We start from the raw sequence: 13,810 nt of genomic DNA, 5'->3' as shown, positions 1-13,810 counted from the left end.
CGATTACGCCCAAATGCAAAGGATGGATACGTGAGCGAAACAGTCTTGCCTAAAGATGACGTTGAACCGGTACTGGCCAAACCTGAGCCGCTTCCGGATCCAGCGCAAAAAGAACCGTCGAATCGCCGTTCCAGTAACGGTCTGGTCATTCTGGCCTTGTTGCTGGGCGCAGCGGGCGTGGCTGTCGGTGGATGGAGCGTCTGGCAGCTGCGCGCTGTTCAAGCGGGTCATCAACAGCAGTCCAGCCAGTTGCAGGACATCGGCTCACAGACCCAAGCGCTCAAACAGAGCGAACAGCAACTGGCTACCCGTCTGGCGCAACTGCCACCTGCGCAGGAGCTGGAAGACCGTCGTCGGCTGGTGACACAGTTGCAAGGCGATCAGCAGCGTTTGAGCCAGCGTGTGGAAACCGTGCTCGGCGCGAGCCGCAAGGATTGGCGTCTGGCCGAGGCCGAACATCTGTTGCGTCTGGCCAGCCTGAGGTTGTCGGCACTGCAGGATATCAACAGTGCGCAGGCGTTGGTTCAGGGCGCCGACGAGATTTTGCGCGAGCAGGACGACCCGGGCGCTTTCGCTGCTCGCGAACAACTGGCCAAGAGCCTGGCTGCACTGCGCAGCGTCGATCAGCCGGACCGTACCGGACTGTTCCTGCAACTGGCCGCTTTGCGCGAGCAAGCCACGCAACTCAATGCGCTGGCGCCCGAGTACAAGGACCAGGGCGAGTCGTTGCTTGGGCTTACCGACGGCAGCGAAGACGGCTATTGGGCGAAATGGTGGGACAAGATCTCCCAATATGTCCGGATCGATTTCCACGCTGACAAGAACATCCGTCCGCTGCTGGCTGGCCAGAGTCTGACCCAGGTGCGTCTGGCGTTGAGCCTGGCGCTGGAGCAGGCGCAATGGGCGGCGCTCAATGGTGAGGCGCAGGTCTACACCCAAGCCGTGACTGAAGCGCGCAGTGTGCTGAATGCCAATTTCAATCAGGACAACCCGCAAAGCAAGGTGCTGGGCGAGCGTCTGGACGAGCTGGCAAAACAGCCGGTTTCCGTGATCACCCCTGACCTGACGCAAAGCCTGAATGCGGTGCAAGCGTATCTGGAGCAGCGTCATACCCCTGTGGGTGGTGCGCTGGAGCAACCCGCTGAAGGGGCGCAGCCGGGGAGCAAGCCATGAAGCGCGGCTATGTGATCGTCTTTGTCCTGATCGTGGTAGCGGCGCTGGCGGGTATCGCTATTTCTCGCCATACCGGTTACGTGCTGATCGCGTATGACACCTTCCGCTACGAGTCCAGTCTGTGGGCAACGCTGGCGTTGCTGGTGGCCGTTGTATTGCTTGTCTGGCTGGTGCGTGGCCTGATCAGGCTGCTGACCACCTCGGGCGGCGTGGTCAATCCATGGTCGCGCCGCAACCGCAGCCGTCGCGTGCAGGTGGCTATCGAGCAAGGTCAATTGGATCTTGCCGAAGGTCGCTGGGCCAGTGCTCAGCGCCATCTGCATCGCGCTGCCGAGGCTGAGCGTCAGCCGCTGCTGTATTACCTTGGCGCTGCGCGCGCGGCGAACGAACAGGGGCGCTATGAAGAGTGCGACAACCTGCTCGAACGGGCGCTTGAGCGGCAGCCACATGCGGAACTCGCGGTTGCCCTGAATCACGCGCAACTGCAGCTGGATCGCGGCGACAGCGACGGCTCGCTGGTGACCTTGCAGGCCATGCGCGAGCGGCATCCGCATAACCCACAGGTGTTGCGTCAGCTGCAGCGTCTGTATCGCCAGCGCGGCGAATGGTCGCAGCTGATTCGCCTGATGCCGGAACTGCGCAAGGACAAAGTCCTGCCCGCGCAGGAACTGGCGGAACTTGAAAAGCGTGCGTGGGGCGAGAATCTGTCGCTGGCGGCGTATCAGGGTGCGGAAGGCGAAGCAGGGCCAGCCGGTCTGCCGGCGCTGGAAAAAGCCTGGCAGCAACTCACCTCTGCCCAGCGTCAGGAACCGACGTTGATTCTGGCCTACGCCGAGCAACTGCGTCGTCATGGCGCAGATGTGCAGGCCGAAGAAGTTCTGCGCAATGCCATCAAGCGCGACTACAACAGTCACTTGGCGCGCCTCTACGGGCTGGTGCGTGGCAGCGATCCCGGAAATCAGCTGCAGACCGCTGAAGGTTGGCTGAAACAGCACCCGGATGATCCCGGTCTGCTGTTGACTCTGGGGCGCCTGTGCCTGCAGAGCAGCCTATGGGGCAAGGCGCGCGATTACCTGGAGGGCAGCCTCAGACTGCAGCGTAATCCGGAAGCCTGTGCTGAACTCGCGCGCCTGCTTGGTCAATTGGGTGAAACTGATCGCAGCAATCAGTTGTTCCAAGAAGGTCTGGGGCTTCTGGACGAGCGTTTATTGGCGCGCCCGTTGCCCGCGTTGGCTCGCGCGTGAGAGCGACGGGCCAGCCAGCATAAGGCCCTGTATCAGGGCCTTTTTTGCGGCTGGATCCTTAATTCGTGTAGGGGGTTTCCCAAAATCCTGGAGGCTTTTGTCGCGATCCGTTGGTGGCGGGTGTAACTTCCTATTCCTGCGGTCGGGAAATCCTTACTTACACTAAGAAATATCCTCCTCTGGTTGCCTTGAAAGCGAGTCTCGCTTTCCTCTACCGTAACCGCCTTCGTCTTTTGTTACGGATTTTCCATGCATCTGGCTCGCACACGTTCCCTGTTCTTTCTGGTGTTTTTCGCCTGTGCGTTGATCGTGGGAGCGGTTATTTATCTGCAGCGGGTGGTGGGCTCTGCCCCGTGCCCCCTCTGCTTTGCGCAGCGGATACTGATGTTGACCTGCTCCGGTATCTGCCTGATCGCAGCGCTGCATGGGCCTGGCGCAATCGGTTGGCGTGTTTATTCGGCGATTCTGTTATTCGTTTCGTTGATCGGGGCAGCGCTGGCGGGGCGTCAAGTCTGGTTGCAAGCGACCCCTCCAGAGAACCCGGCCGCATGCCTGGTCAACCTGCAATATCTGCTCGACACGCAGCCTTGGCTCAAGGTCCTGGCGTTGATCTTCGCCGGCCACGCGGGGTGTTCTGAAATCACCTGGTCACTTTTCGGCATCAGTCTTCCGGAGTGGAGCCTTTTGGCGTTCGCGGGCATCAGCCTGTTCGCGCTGTACTACCTTTTCATCGAATTTCGCCGATTCAGATCAATGGAAGTGGGCTCGGCGGATTAAACACTTGTATGAACTTTATCTCCTGCGTACCTTGAAGCACACGTCATGCGCGCATAATCTGGCTCGCACGCATCATCGAAATAATGCTGCTGTCGACGTTTTTTCAGAGCCGGTTTTCATAAGCATCACGCCGGATCGCAAAGCGGTTACAGGCAGCATGCCCCTGAAGGGAAGAGAGAACATCATGCTGGAAAGTTGTCAGAATGCTCAGGAACGCTGGGGTGGGGTTCACAAGCTGATCGATCGTTGGTTGCTGGAGCGCAACAAACTGATCAAGGATTACGATGCACTTGGCGAGAAGCCGGAAGCATTGTCTGAAACCACCAAGCAGCTGCAGGAGTTTTGCGGCACTCTCGTCGATTACGTATCGGCAGGTCATTTCGAAATCTATGAGCAGCTGACTGGCGAGGCCAAAGCGTTCAACGATCAACGCGGGCTGGAGCTTGCCGATACGCTTTATCCTCGTATCGATGTGATCACTGAGAAGCTGTTGGCTTTTAATGATCTGTGTGATGAAGGCAAGTGTGTGGCGGAGAAATTCAAGGAGCTGGGGGGCTTGTTGCATGAGCGCTTCGAGCTGGAAGACTGTCTGATCGAAGTGCTGCACAACGCGCATAAGCACCAGGACGCGGTTCAGGCCTGATCGGTTTTGCGGTTAAAAGAAAAAGGGTGCCATGCGGCGCCCTTTTTTGGCTTTGGACGCCACACATTCCGCGTCTACTGTGATACCGCAAGCAGCTCAATTTCAAACACCAGCGGTGTATACGGGTCGATTAAATCTCCCGCTCCTTCTGCGCCATAGGCTTGCGCCGAAGGAATCACCAGCCGCCATTTCGCTCCCACCGGCATGTCCACCAGCGCGGTGGTCCAGCCTGCGATCACGCTGTCCAGACGAAACCATTGTGGCTGCTGGCTCTGATCGAAGATCGTCCCATCGGGCAGACGCCCGACGTATTTCACTTGAACGCGGCCGTTGATGTCGGGTTTGGGGCCGGTGCCGGGTGTCAGTTCAGTCATCAGGATGCCGTCGGCCAGTTGGCGAACGCCAGGCTTGGCTTTTTCGGCATCCATGAAACGATGCTCTTCCTTCAGCGCGGCTTCGGTCTGCGGCTCGGGCTGACCGGAATTTTCCGCCTGCGCCAACGCAGCGTCATGGTCGCTCAGGATCTGCTCCATGCGATCCTGCTTGATCGCCAGCGGCTTGTTTTGATATGCCTGCTGCAAGCCTTCGATCAAGGCGGGCAGCTGCAGGTCCGGTGCTTCCTGGCGCAGACGTTCGCCCAGGCTCGCCCCCAGGCTGTACGCCAGGTCATGGGCATTGTCGGAGGGCGGAGCATCGTTCGCGTGGGCAATGGATACCAAGAGGAACAACGACATTAACAAGTAGCGCGACATGAATGCTCTCCGGCCTGGGAAGTGGCGATTATGCCAGCGCGCAATGGGGAATGTGATGGTGATGTGCAGGGTTTTTGGCCAACTTGCAACAGAGCTGGATTTGTAGTGTCAAGATGGCCTAGCGGCGGTGCGGGCAGAGGTCTAGTATGAGCCGCATTCAAATCAGCCAGGAGGTAAGTCATGTCGGCCACCAAGAAGCCAGTAAACACTCCGTTGCATTTGCTCCAACAGCTCTCGAGCAGCTTGCTCGAACACCTTGAAGACGCCTGCTCTCAAGCTTTGGCTGATGCCGAGAAGCTGCTCGCCAAGCTTGAAAAACAACGCGGCAAAGCCCAGGAAAAACTGCACAAATCCCGCTCCAAATTGCAGGACGCCGCTACGGCCGGCAAAGCCAAGGCTCAAGCCAAGGCCAAAGATGCAGTCGCTGAACTCGAAGCGCTGCTCGATGCACTGAAAGACCGTCAGACCGAGACCCGCACCTACATCCTCAACCTCAAACGCGATGCTCAGGAAAGCCTGAAGCTGGCGCAGGGTATTGGCCGTGTAAAGGAAGCTGTCGGCAAGGCACTGAGTGATCGTGCGGCCAAGGCTCCTGCCAAGGCAACGACTAAATCAGCCGCCAAGGCCGCAGCCAAGACAGCCGCCAAGGCTCCGGCAAGAGCGCCCGCCAAGGCCACCGCTGCCAAGCCTGTCGCGAAGAGCGTCGTCGCAAAACCTGCTGCAAAAGCGCCGTTGAAAACCGCTGCTGCCAAGCCGGGCGCCAAGCCAGCTGCCAGGGCTGTATCTGCCAAACCTGCTGCCGCCAAAGCACCAGCCGTTGCGAAACCAGCCGCCAAGGCAGCCAGCAAACCAGCCGCCAAACCTGCTGCGAAGGCGCCGGCCGCTGCTAAAGCTCCTGCCAAAGCTCCTGCTAAAACAGCTGCAGCAAAACCGGCAGCCAAACCAGCCGCTGCTGCGAAACCGGCAGCTAAATCTGCAGCCAAGCCTGCTGCAAAAGTGCCATCTGCCAAGCCAACCGCCAGTGCCGCCGCGAAGCCAGCAACTGCTAAACCGGCAGCCAAGCCAGCGACCGCTGCTGCGAAACCAGCCGCGAAGCCCGCCGTCGCCAAGCCTGCAGCCAGCAAGCCAGCCGCCAAACCGGCAGCCAAACCGACCGCGACCAAGCCCGCTGCCAAGCCGGCAGCCAAGCCAGCTCCGGCTCCTGGCGCTGCAGCCAAGCCTGCGACCCCTGCTCCAGCTGCGTCCACTTCGACCGCCGCTTCAGCCGCCACAGTGACGCCGACTACCTCGGCAGCTACTCCGGCGACCGGTTCGAGCTCGAACAGCGCTTCTTAAGCGAGATCCTCCCCGACGCGCCGCAAAATCTGCAGCGCGTCGGGCGCCTCTTTCGCGGCTTCTCCCGCGAGTGCTTCCAGCCAGGCGCCGGTGTGTTGAGCCTCTTGTCCAGGCCAGTCCTGGACCAGTCGTTGCAGTCTCACCAGCAGCTCACGCTCGGCATCCAGCTCCAGCCCTTTCAAGCGTTTGCGCAGCGCACTGAGTTCTTCGTCAGTCGTAGCCGCGGCTTTCCACTGTGTGCGCACCGCTCGGATCGGCCCGACAACCTGATCGTGCCACGGGGTGGCCAATTGTCTGATTTCCTCGGCCCGCTTCGGGTCGAAGACGATGCTGCGCTGGTCCAGCCATACGCCGCACAGCAGCGCGCAGACGTTGCCGCCGCCAGCTTGCAGCGTCAGGCAGGCCTGCTCCACGCCTGGGCGGGCGTAAAAATCCAGGGTGAAACTCCAAAGGTCGCAGAGCATAGTCATCTACCTGTTTTGGACGAAGCTGGTAGACTCCGCCGCCATTATGATCAGACTTCAAAGCCTCACCTTACAGCGTGGTCCGCAACGTCTGCTAGAAGACGCCGAGCTGACCCTGCACGCCGGCCAGAAAGCCGGCCTGATCGGCGCGAATGGCGCCGGTAAATCGAGCCTGTTCGCCTTGCTGCGGGGTGAGCTGTCCCCCGACAATGGCGACTGCTCGCTGCCCGCCGATTGGTGCATCGCGCACATGCGCCAAGAGGTCGACACCCTCGAGCGTTTGGCCGTGGACTACGTCCTGGACGGCGACCTGCGCCTGCGTCAGGTGCAGCATGATCTGGCAGCTGCCGAAGCAGCGCACGACGGCGCGGCTCAAGCGCGTCTGCATTCGGAGCTGGACAGCGCCGATGGCTACACCGCCGATGCCCGTGCTCGCAAACTGCTGGCGGGTCTTGGCTTCACCAATGACCAGATGGAACGGCAGGTCGGAAGTTTCTCCGGTGGCTGGCGGATGCGTCTGAACCTTGCGCAGGCACTGATGTGTCCGTCGGACCTGTTGCTGCTCGATGAGCCAACCAACCACTTGGACCTCGATGCCATTCTGTGGCTCGAAGACTGGCTCAAGGGCTATTCGGGTACTTTGCTGCTGATCTCCCACGACCGGGATTTCCTCGACTCGGTGGTCGATCACATCGCCCATGTCGAACAGAAAAAGATCACGCTTTACCGCGGCGGCTACAGCGCTTTCGAACGTGCCCGCGCCGAACGTCTGGCCCAGCAGCAACAGGCCTACGAGAAGCAGCAGGCGCAGCGAGCGCACATGGAAAAGTACATCGCTCGCTTCAAGGCTCAGGCCACCAAGGCCCGTCAGGCACAGAGCCGCATCAAGGCACTGGAGCGAATGGAAGAACTGTCGGCGGCGCATGTCGATTCTCCCTTCGACTTCACCTTCCGCGAGTCCGACAAAATCTCCAGCCCTTTGCTGGACCTCTCCGACGCGCGCCTGGGCTACGGCGATAAGGCCGTGCTGCAGAAGGTCAAACTGCAACTCACGCCGGGTGCGCGCATCGGTCTGCTGGGGCCGAACGGCGCTGGTAAGTCCACTCTGATCAAAAACCTCGCTGGCGAACTCGAACCGCTTAGCGGGCGATTGTTCCGGGGCGAGAACACGGTTGTTGGCTATTTCGCCCAGCATCAACTGGACTCCCTCGACGCCAAGGCCAGCCCGCTGCTGCATCTGCAACGCATCGCGCCGTCCGAGCGCGAGCAGACCCTGCGCGACTTCCTCGGAGGCTTCGACTTCCGCGGCGCGCGACTCGAAGAGCCGGTGCTGAATTTCTCCGGTGGTGAGAAGGCGCGTCTGGCACTGGCGCTGATCGCCTGGGACAAACCCAACCTGCTGCTGCTTGACGAGCCGACCAACCACCTGGACCTGGAAATGCGCCTGGCCCTGACCATGGCGTTGCAGGAATTCAGCGGCGCGGTGATGGTGGTTTCCCACGATCGTCATCTGCTCAAGAGCACCACCGACAACTTCCTGTTGGTCGCCGACGGTGTGGTTGAGGAGTTCGACGGCGATCTGGACGACTACACCCGCTGGCTAGCGGATTATCGTCAACGCAATGCGCCGGTCAGCAATACGCCGGTCAACGCTGACAAGACCGACAAGAAAGCCCAGCGTCAGCAAGCAGCGGCCCTGCGTCAGCAACTGGCACCGCACAAGCGCGAGGCCGAGAAGCTGGAAAAGGAGCTGGGCACGCTGCACGAGAAACTGGCGAAGATCGAAGCAGCCTTGGGCGACAGCGCTATTTATGAAGCCGCCAACAAAGACAAGCTGCGCGATTTGCTGGCCGATCAAGCCAGGCTCAAGGTTCGCGAATCGGAGTTGGAAGAGGCGTGGATGGAAGCGCTGGAGTTGCTGGAATCGATGCAGGCCGAACTGGAAGCGCTGTCCTGATGGAATCGTTGGCACTCCCGGTACCGGCTTACTGGATCGAACCGATTCTGGTCGCGTTGCAGATCCTGTTGATTCTTTTGGTGGGTTACACCCTGCAACGAGCGGTTGCGCGGTTTCTTACCCGACTCGCCGAGCGTTACCCGCTGCTGCCGCCAGAGCTGCTGGTTATGCTTCGCGGCGGGTTGCGTTGGTTGATCATGGGCACCGCATTCGTGGCCGTGCTCGGACGCCTGGGTGTATCGGCTTCTGTGTTGTGGGCAGCGTTGTCGGGGTTCGTAGCGGTGGCGGCAGTGGCGTTCTTCGCCATGTGGAGCGTGCTGTCGAACCTGCTGTGCGCGGTGTTCATCTTCACCATGGGGCCGTTTCGTATCGGCGACGTGGTCGAACTGGTGGATACCACCGACAAACCCGGCATCAAGGGGCGTGTCACCGCCATCAATCTGATGTTTACCACGCTGGTCGAACCTGCCGAGTTGGGCGGCACACTGGTGCAGGTGCCCAACAGCCAGTTTTTTCAGAAATCGATCCGCCGCTGGCGCGGTCACGATGGCATGGCGATCATCTCGGGCGAGAAGCGTGCAGGCGAAACCTCGGCGCCGAAATAGCCCCACAGTTGTGTGCGAACACGGCGTAACAGTTAGAAATCATTGGCCTTTGGCCCCCGCAGACACTAGGTTAGGAGCAGTTCTGGATTCTGCCTGAGGTGTGCAATGTCGCTCGAAACGTGGCTGGCTTTCTTCGCCGCCTGCTGGGTCATCAGTCTTTCTCCGGGCGCTGGCGCCATCGCGTCGATGTCCAGCGGCTTGCAATACGGGTTTTGGCGCGGCTATTGGAACGCGCTGGGTCTGCAACTGGCGCTCATCGTTCAGATTGCAATTATCGCTGCCGGTCTGGGCGCGGTGCTGGCCACCTCGACAATGGCGTTTACCCTCATCAAATGGTTTGGCGTCGCGTACCTGGTTTATCTGGGCGTGAAGCAATGGCGCGCGCTGCCGAGCGATCTATCCGATAATTCTGCCATTCGCCCCATCGGCAAGCCGCTGGCGCTGGTCACACGCGGCTTTCTGGTCAACATCAGCAACCCCAAGGCGCTGGTGTTCATGCTGGCGATCCTGCCGCAATTCATCGACACCCAACTGCCACTGCTGCCGCAGTACCTGACTATTGGCGTGACAATGGTCTGCGTGGATCTGATTGTGATGGCAGGCTATACAGGGCTTGCCTCGAAGGTGTTGCGCTTGCTCAAGACCCCCCGGCAGCAACGCCGGATGAACCGCACGTTTGCCGGATTGTTCGTCAGTGCGGCGGCGTTTTTGGCGACGCTGCATCGCGCATAACGTGGGACGATAAAAGACCTGTGGGAGTGAGCTTGGTCACGAATGCTGAATTTCAACCGCTAGAGATGTATCGGTTGTAGTTCCCATTCGTGAGCAAGCTCACTCCCACAGTTGATATGCGTAGGCCTTAAGATCAACGCAGAATCTTCGGCGCCTCGTCACGCGGCAAATTGCTACGTGGCGCAGGCTGTTCCTGTGAATACTCCACCTCACCCCGCAGTTGCTCACGCAGCTGACGCGCGACATCCATGCCGATCGATTTGGACACTTCCTTCACCACGCGACCGCGATTGGGCGTGACGCGCACGTCATTACCATTGACCAGCTTGGTGTCCTGACCTTCGCCCATCGCCGTAAAGGCCGAAGTAATTTCGAAAGTGCGAGTGTTGATCAGGCTGAAATCACCCACAAGCGTCAGCCCCAGTACCGCGGAATGGGTATTGGTATTGGCGATTTCATTGACGTCCTGACGGAAGTCGATGTCCGACACGGTGCCGAACAGCACGTAGTCCGCGCCCTTGAAGTTGCCGTTCTTGATGCGCTTGATGACGTCGTACACGTCTTCCTTCGCGTTAGCGGTGTATGGCGTCCCTTGTACGAGCTGGAACATTCCGGACTTGAGAATCTCGCCCTTGATGTCGCCGCTGAATTTGCGCAGCTCGCCCTGCTCGATGTACGTATTGCGCGCTTCGTCCTCGTTGTAGCTGGCCGAACCGCTGGCGCTGTAGGCGTTGGCGTGAAAGCTGGTCTGCGCCGATACGGTATGGATGTACTCCTTCACTTGCTGTTCGAACGCCATGTCGGTGACTGCGACTTTAGGGGCCGCCTGGCCGCCAAACGCGCACATCAGGCCGAGAATTCCGATCCATGCACGCATCGGTCAGCGCTCCGTGGTCTTGCGGATTTCTTTTTCGTCCATCCACTCAGCCAGGCCGCTTTCGACATCGATCAACTGCAGGCTGAATTTGTAGAAGACATCCTTGTAATCGCTACTGCGCTTGACGATGGAACTGATCGAGCCTTCCAGACGGTACTTGGCGGCGACCATGTTGCCGGTCTTGCTGACGGTCGATTGCTTGTACAGGCCGCTCTGGTTCTGCAGCTTGAGTTGATCGACCTGGCTCTGCATGTCGGTGTTGTCACTGGCGAAACGGGCGGTACCGGACTTCATCAATTGGGTCTTGATCGACGTGGTGATCTCGCGGGTGTCGATGTACTCGCTGGTCTTGTTCTTCACGTCGTAGACCTGCACTACAGGACGGCCTTGCAGGGTGCCGGACTGCGCCAGGGAGCGGGTCATGCTCTCGGCGATCATCTGCAAGTCCGTGGAGCCGAACTCGTTGGTAACGGTTTCAACGGCCTTGGTATCGCCGTAGCTGATGTTCTTGCTGCCCAGAGCGGGCGAGTTATTGGCGCAACCGGTGGCCAGGAGGGCGACGGCGGCAACGAGCGAGAGGCGAATGAACGGCATGTGCAGGTCTCTTTGGCTGAGCGAACAGGGAGCGATCAGGGGGTTTTGACTTCGAGGCGCAAGTCAGTGGCCTTCGGAACCGGGGCGATGGCAGGCAGGAAGCTGCTCTGAGCGCCATACAGCGTCAGGCTCTTCCAGGCTTCCGGCTCAGCGACCGGGAAGCCGTCGTTGCCCAGCCAGGCGAAGCGGTAATACAACGTCTTGTTGTAACGGCTGGTGTTGTTCAGCGAGACGTTGACGGTCATGAAGCCGTTTTCACGGGCGACGCGCATCGGGCCGATCTCGATGTTTTTAAGGCTGCCCATGGCGACGACCTTGCTGGCGGCGCTGTCGGGGGCTGGCGGTGGTGGCGTGGCGCAGCCGGCGAGCAACGCCAGCGCCATCAGGCCGAAAAGCTTGCGAAGCATGAACTCTCTCCGTTCAGGGAATGTTGATGGCCACGGCTTGTGGCGGATTCGACGGGATCACCTGCGCCGCGAGCCCGCCGCTGTAAACCTGATTGCCGATGGCGCGCAGGGTGACCACTTGATATGGCCGGTCGATCTTGAGCCGCACGTGAGTGCCACCCAGCGACGAGGGCAGGACGACCTGATGCTCACCAGGCTTGAGGCGAATACGTGCCACCAGCGTGTTGTCTGGCAGCGTGCGCCAGGTGCGGGTGTCAGCGCCTTCGGTCACAGCCGAAGCGATGCCCAACGCGAGGCCAGCCAGCGGGTTGACCTCGTTGAGTTTCTTCTGGGCCACGCCGCGGCTGATTGCACGAACGGTCGTGCGCACCAGAATGCCGGGCATATCGTCACGCAGGGCGCGGCGCGACATGGCGGTGGTGCTGTTGAGCGCAGTCAGATTGACCGGCTGACCGTCTATGCCCACCTGATTGAAGAAGGGCGTCGAAGTGTCGGACCTGATGACCGGAAATGACAGTGTGGTGATCACCAGGTTGTTGTCGATCGGCAAGGGCAGGGGGATACGAATCGAGTCCCGCGCCGGGGCGAAGCCGGTCTGTAGCACGAGCAGCACTTCACTGCCGTCGGTTCCGGTGTTCTGGCTGCCAGCGGCGTCCAGGTCGATCAGCGCCTGATCCAGCAGCGGTGTGTTAGGCCGTAGTTCGGCGGCCTGACGATAGCCCGGCGCGGCCAGATCCTTTTCCCCCAGCGCCTCATAGACGAAGCCGGCGAGGTAATGGCTGAACGCACTCTGATAACTGTTTTTCAGCCCGACCACTTCCGGATCATCGAGGGATTCCACCGGATAGCCCTTCAGGTCCTTGTACTGCAACGTCACGCCGTGGCTCTGGGCCTCTTCTTCGCTCTTGAGGTATTGCCTGTCGCGCAGCTCGGCGATGACGGCTTCACGCTCGTGGGTCTTCTTGATCGCGATGCGGGCCCCGTCGAAGTCGTTCTTCTCCAGCAGATTCAGCGCCATCTGCGTCGTCAGCATGACTTTTTCGTAGTCATAACCCTCGTAGCGGCGGACCTTGTCGTTGACCAGATAGCTGCCGAACTGGGCCAGGTACTTGCCGCTGTCCAGCTTGACTGCGTCTTCCCAGGCAATGACGCTCTGATCGGCGTGGCGCCAAGCGGTCTGGCTGCCTGCCAGGTCACCCTTGGAGCGCAGCAGTTCGCCCTTCTCGAAGTAGTAGAGCAGGTCCTTGTCATCGCTGGTGTTGTGTTTTTCCAGCAGCATCAGCGCGCCGTCGACATTGCCGCTGGTGAGTTGCTGATTGGTTTGCTGCAACTCAGTGTCGTAACTGCGGAACGCGGCACAGCCGGTCAATTGCACAGCGACGATCAGCACGAGTATGCCGAGGGTGCGGGGGAGCATCGAGATCGGTCCTTGAAGTAACGGCCAGCGTCGTCATGACATCCGGCTGTGGAGTTCCATTTGAGGGAGCGATTTGCTTCCGATGAGTGCAGCCGTCGAGTGATGGCTGAATGCCACAAAGTGGCGGCGGGGGATTATAAGGAGCAGGGCGATGAATACAATGGCTTTTTGATGGCGCACGATGTTTTCGGATATTTCTGACGGAAGAGTCTGAGGCTTGCAGAGCTGAGCCGAGCTATCGACTGACAATTTTTGGTTGAGACCAAATGGTGGTGCTGTATGGTCGCATTCGGAGGGCCAGAAGCGGCGAACTCCTATGAAAAACCTGATCACGGAGTTAAATCATGCGCGTCTGGATCGATGCCGACGCCTGTCCGAAGGCAGCCAAGGACCAGGTCATCAAGTTCGCCCTAAAGCGTCAGTTCGAAGTGGTGATGGTGGCGGGTCAAAGTCTGAGCAAACCGAGTTTTGCGCTGGTCAAGCTGATCGTCGTGCCCAGCGGGCCGGACGCCGCCGACGATTATCTGGTCGAGCACGCAATTGCGGGGGAGCTGGTGATTTGCAGCGATGTGCCGCTGGCCGATCGACTGGTGAAGAAGGGCGTCGCCGCGCTGGACCCGCGCGGCAAGGAATTCGACCCGCAGAACATGGGCGAGCGATTGGCCGTGCGCAACCTGTTTACCGATCTGCGCGAGCAGGGGCAGGCCAGTGGCGGGCAGGGTGCTTATGGCGATCGCGAGAAACAGGCGTTCGCCAACTCACTGGACCGGATTCTAACGCGGTTGGCGCGAGAGTATCCGGCTTGACCGACTAGGTGTAGGAGCCAGCCAAGC

At 60.0% G+C, this 13,810-nt stretch carries 15 protein-coding genes; 9 read left to right on the top strand and 6 right to left on the bottom strand.

The genetic code is table 11. The annotated features are described in order from the left end of the window. The first annotated feature begins 30 nt into the window (after positions 1 to 30). The 4 genes from CE491_RS30750 (at position 31) to rsd (ending at position 3,837) form a co-directional block, all read left to right on the top strand. Positions 31 to 1,173, top strand: coding sequence for a uroporphyrinogen-III C-methyltransferase (locus CE491_RS30750; protein WP_234407587.1), 1,143 nt, complete (start codon positions 31 to 33; stop codon positions 1,171 to 1,173). Beyond that, a complete protein-coding gene (locus CE491_RS13210) occupies positions 1,170 to 2,417 on the top strand; it encodes a heme biosynthesis protein HemY (protein ID WP_110948795.1) in 1,248 nt (415 codons plus the stop codon). The genes CE491_RS30750 and CE491_RS13210 overlap by 4 nt, the downstream gene beginning before the upstream one ends. 249 nt (positions 2,418 to 2,666) lie before the next feature. Then, positions 2,667 to 3,194, top strand: coding sequence for a disulfide bond formation protein B (locus tag CE491_RS13205; protein ID WP_110948794.1), 528 nt, complete (start codon positions 2,667 to 2,669; stop codon positions 3,192 to 3,194). A gap of 184 nt (positions 3,195 to 3,378) precedes the next feature. Next, positions 3,379 to 3,837, top strand: coding sequence for a sigma D regulator (gene rsd / locus CE491_RS13200; protein ID WP_110948793.1), 459 nt, complete (start codon positions 3,379 to 3,381; stop codon positions 3,835 to 3,837). A 74-nt stretch (positions 3,838 to 3,911) separates the two neighbouring features. Here rsd and CE491_RS13195 read toward each other — a convergent pair whose 3' ends face one another. Beyond that, complete coding sequence (locus CE491_RS13195; RefSeq protein WP_110948792.1) at positions 3,912 to 4,589, bottom strand: FKBP-type peptidyl-prolyl cis-trans isomerase; 678 nt, start codon at positions 4,587 to 4,589, stop codon at positions 3,912 to 3,914. A gap of 180 nt (positions 4,590 to 4,769) precedes the next feature. Here CE491_RS13195 and CE491_RS13185 point away from each other — a divergent pair, with 180 nt between their 5' ends. Continuing rightward, entirely contained in the window at positions 4,770 to 5,924 is a 1,155-nt protein-coding gene (locus CE491_RS13185; protein WP_110948790.1) for an AlgP family protein, read from the top strand. On the opposite strand, the gene CE491_RS13180 is transcribed toward CE491_RS13185, so the two are convergent. Continuing rightward, positions 5,921 to 6,388, bottom strand: a complete 468-nt coding sequence (locus CE491_RS13180; RefSeq protein ID WP_110948789.1) for a TIGR02444 family protein — start codon at positions 6,386 to 6,388, stop codon at positions 5,921 to 5,923. The two genes, CE491_RS13185 and CE491_RS13180, sit on opposite strands and share 4 nt — an antisense overlap. Before the next feature lie 46 nt (positions 6,389 to 6,434). On the opposite strand from CE491_RS13180, the gene CE491_RS13175 reads away from it, so the two are divergent. The 3 genes from CE491_RS13175 to CE491_RS13165 all read left to right on the top strand — a co-directional run bounded on the left by CE491_RS13175 (position 6,435) and on the right by CE491_RS13165 (position 9,682). After that, complete coding sequence (locus tag CE491_RS13175; protein ID WP_110948788.1) at positions 6,435 to 8,345, top strand: ATP-binding cassette domain-containing protein; 1,911 nt, start codon at positions 6,435 to 6,437, stop codon at positions 8,343 to 8,345. Further along, positions 8,345 to 8,950, top strand: a complete 606-nt coding sequence (locus CE491_RS13170; protein WP_110948787.1) for a mechanosensitive ion channel family protein — start codon at positions 8,345 to 8,347, stop codon at positions 8,948 to 8,950. The genes CE491_RS13175 and CE491_RS13170 overlap by 1 nt, the downstream gene beginning before the upstream one ends. A 105-nt stretch (positions 8,951 to 9,055) precedes the next feature. Beyond that, a complete protein-coding gene (locus CE491_RS13165; RefSeq protein ID WP_110948786.1) occupies positions 9,056 to 9,682 on the top strand; it encodes a LysE family transporter in 627 nt (208 codons plus the stop codon). A gap of 133 nt (positions 9,683 to 9,815) precedes the next feature. Here CE491_RS13165 and CE491_RS13160 read toward each other — a convergent pair whose 3' ends face one another. Genes CE491_RS13160 through CE491_RS13145 form a run of 4 tightly spaced genes read right to left on the bottom strand, consistent with a single transcriptional unit; the run spans position 9,816 to position 12,977 of the window. Next, entirely contained in the window at positions 9,816 to 10,559 is a 744-nt protein-coding gene (locus tag CE491_RS13160) for a penicillin-binding protein activator LpoB (protein ID WP_110948785.1), read from the bottom strand. A gap of 3 nt (positions 10,560 to 10,562) precedes the next feature. Next, the gene (gene lpoB, locus CE491_RS13155) at positions 10,563 to 11,153 is read right to left on the bottom strand and encodes a penicillin-binding protein activator LpoB (RefSeq protein WP_110948784.1); all 591 of its coding nucleotides are present in this window, start codon (positions 11,151 to 11,153) and stop codon (positions 10,563 to 10,565) included. Positions 11,154 to 11,188: 35 nt separating this feature from the next. Further along, complete coding sequence (locus tag CE491_RS13150) at positions 11,189 to 11,560, bottom strand: YcfL family protein (RefSeq protein WP_110948783.1); 372 nt, start codon at positions 11,558 to 11,560, stop codon at positions 11,189 to 11,191. A 13-nt stretch (positions 11,561 to 11,573) separates the two neighbouring features. Continuing rightward, on the bottom strand, positions 11,574 to 12,977 hold the full coding sequence (locus CE491_RS13145) for a COG3014 family protein (protein ID WP_110948782.1): 1,404 nt from the start codon (positions 12,975 to 12,977) through the stop codon (positions 11,574 to 11,576). A gap of 344 nt (positions 12,978 to 13,321) precedes the next feature. On the opposite strand from CE491_RS13145, the gene CE491_RS13140 reads away from it, so the two are divergent. Next, complete coding sequence (locus tag CE491_RS13140; protein ID WP_110948781.1) at positions 13,322 to 13,783, top strand: YaiI/YqxD family protein; 462 nt, start codon at positions 13,322 to 13,324, stop codon at positions 13,781 to 13,783. The last annotated feature ends 27 nt before the right edge of the window (positions 13,784 to 13,810 follow it).

The organism is Pseudomonas bohemica (assembly GCF_002934685.1).
Taxonomy (GTDB): Bacteria; Pseudomonadota; Gammaproteobacteria; order Pseudomonadales; family Pseudomonadaceae; genus Aquipseudomonas; species Aquipseudomonas bohemica.
The sequence above is the reverse complement of the archived record's forward strand: the minus strand, read 5'-3'. Positions and strand labels throughout refer to the sequence as shown.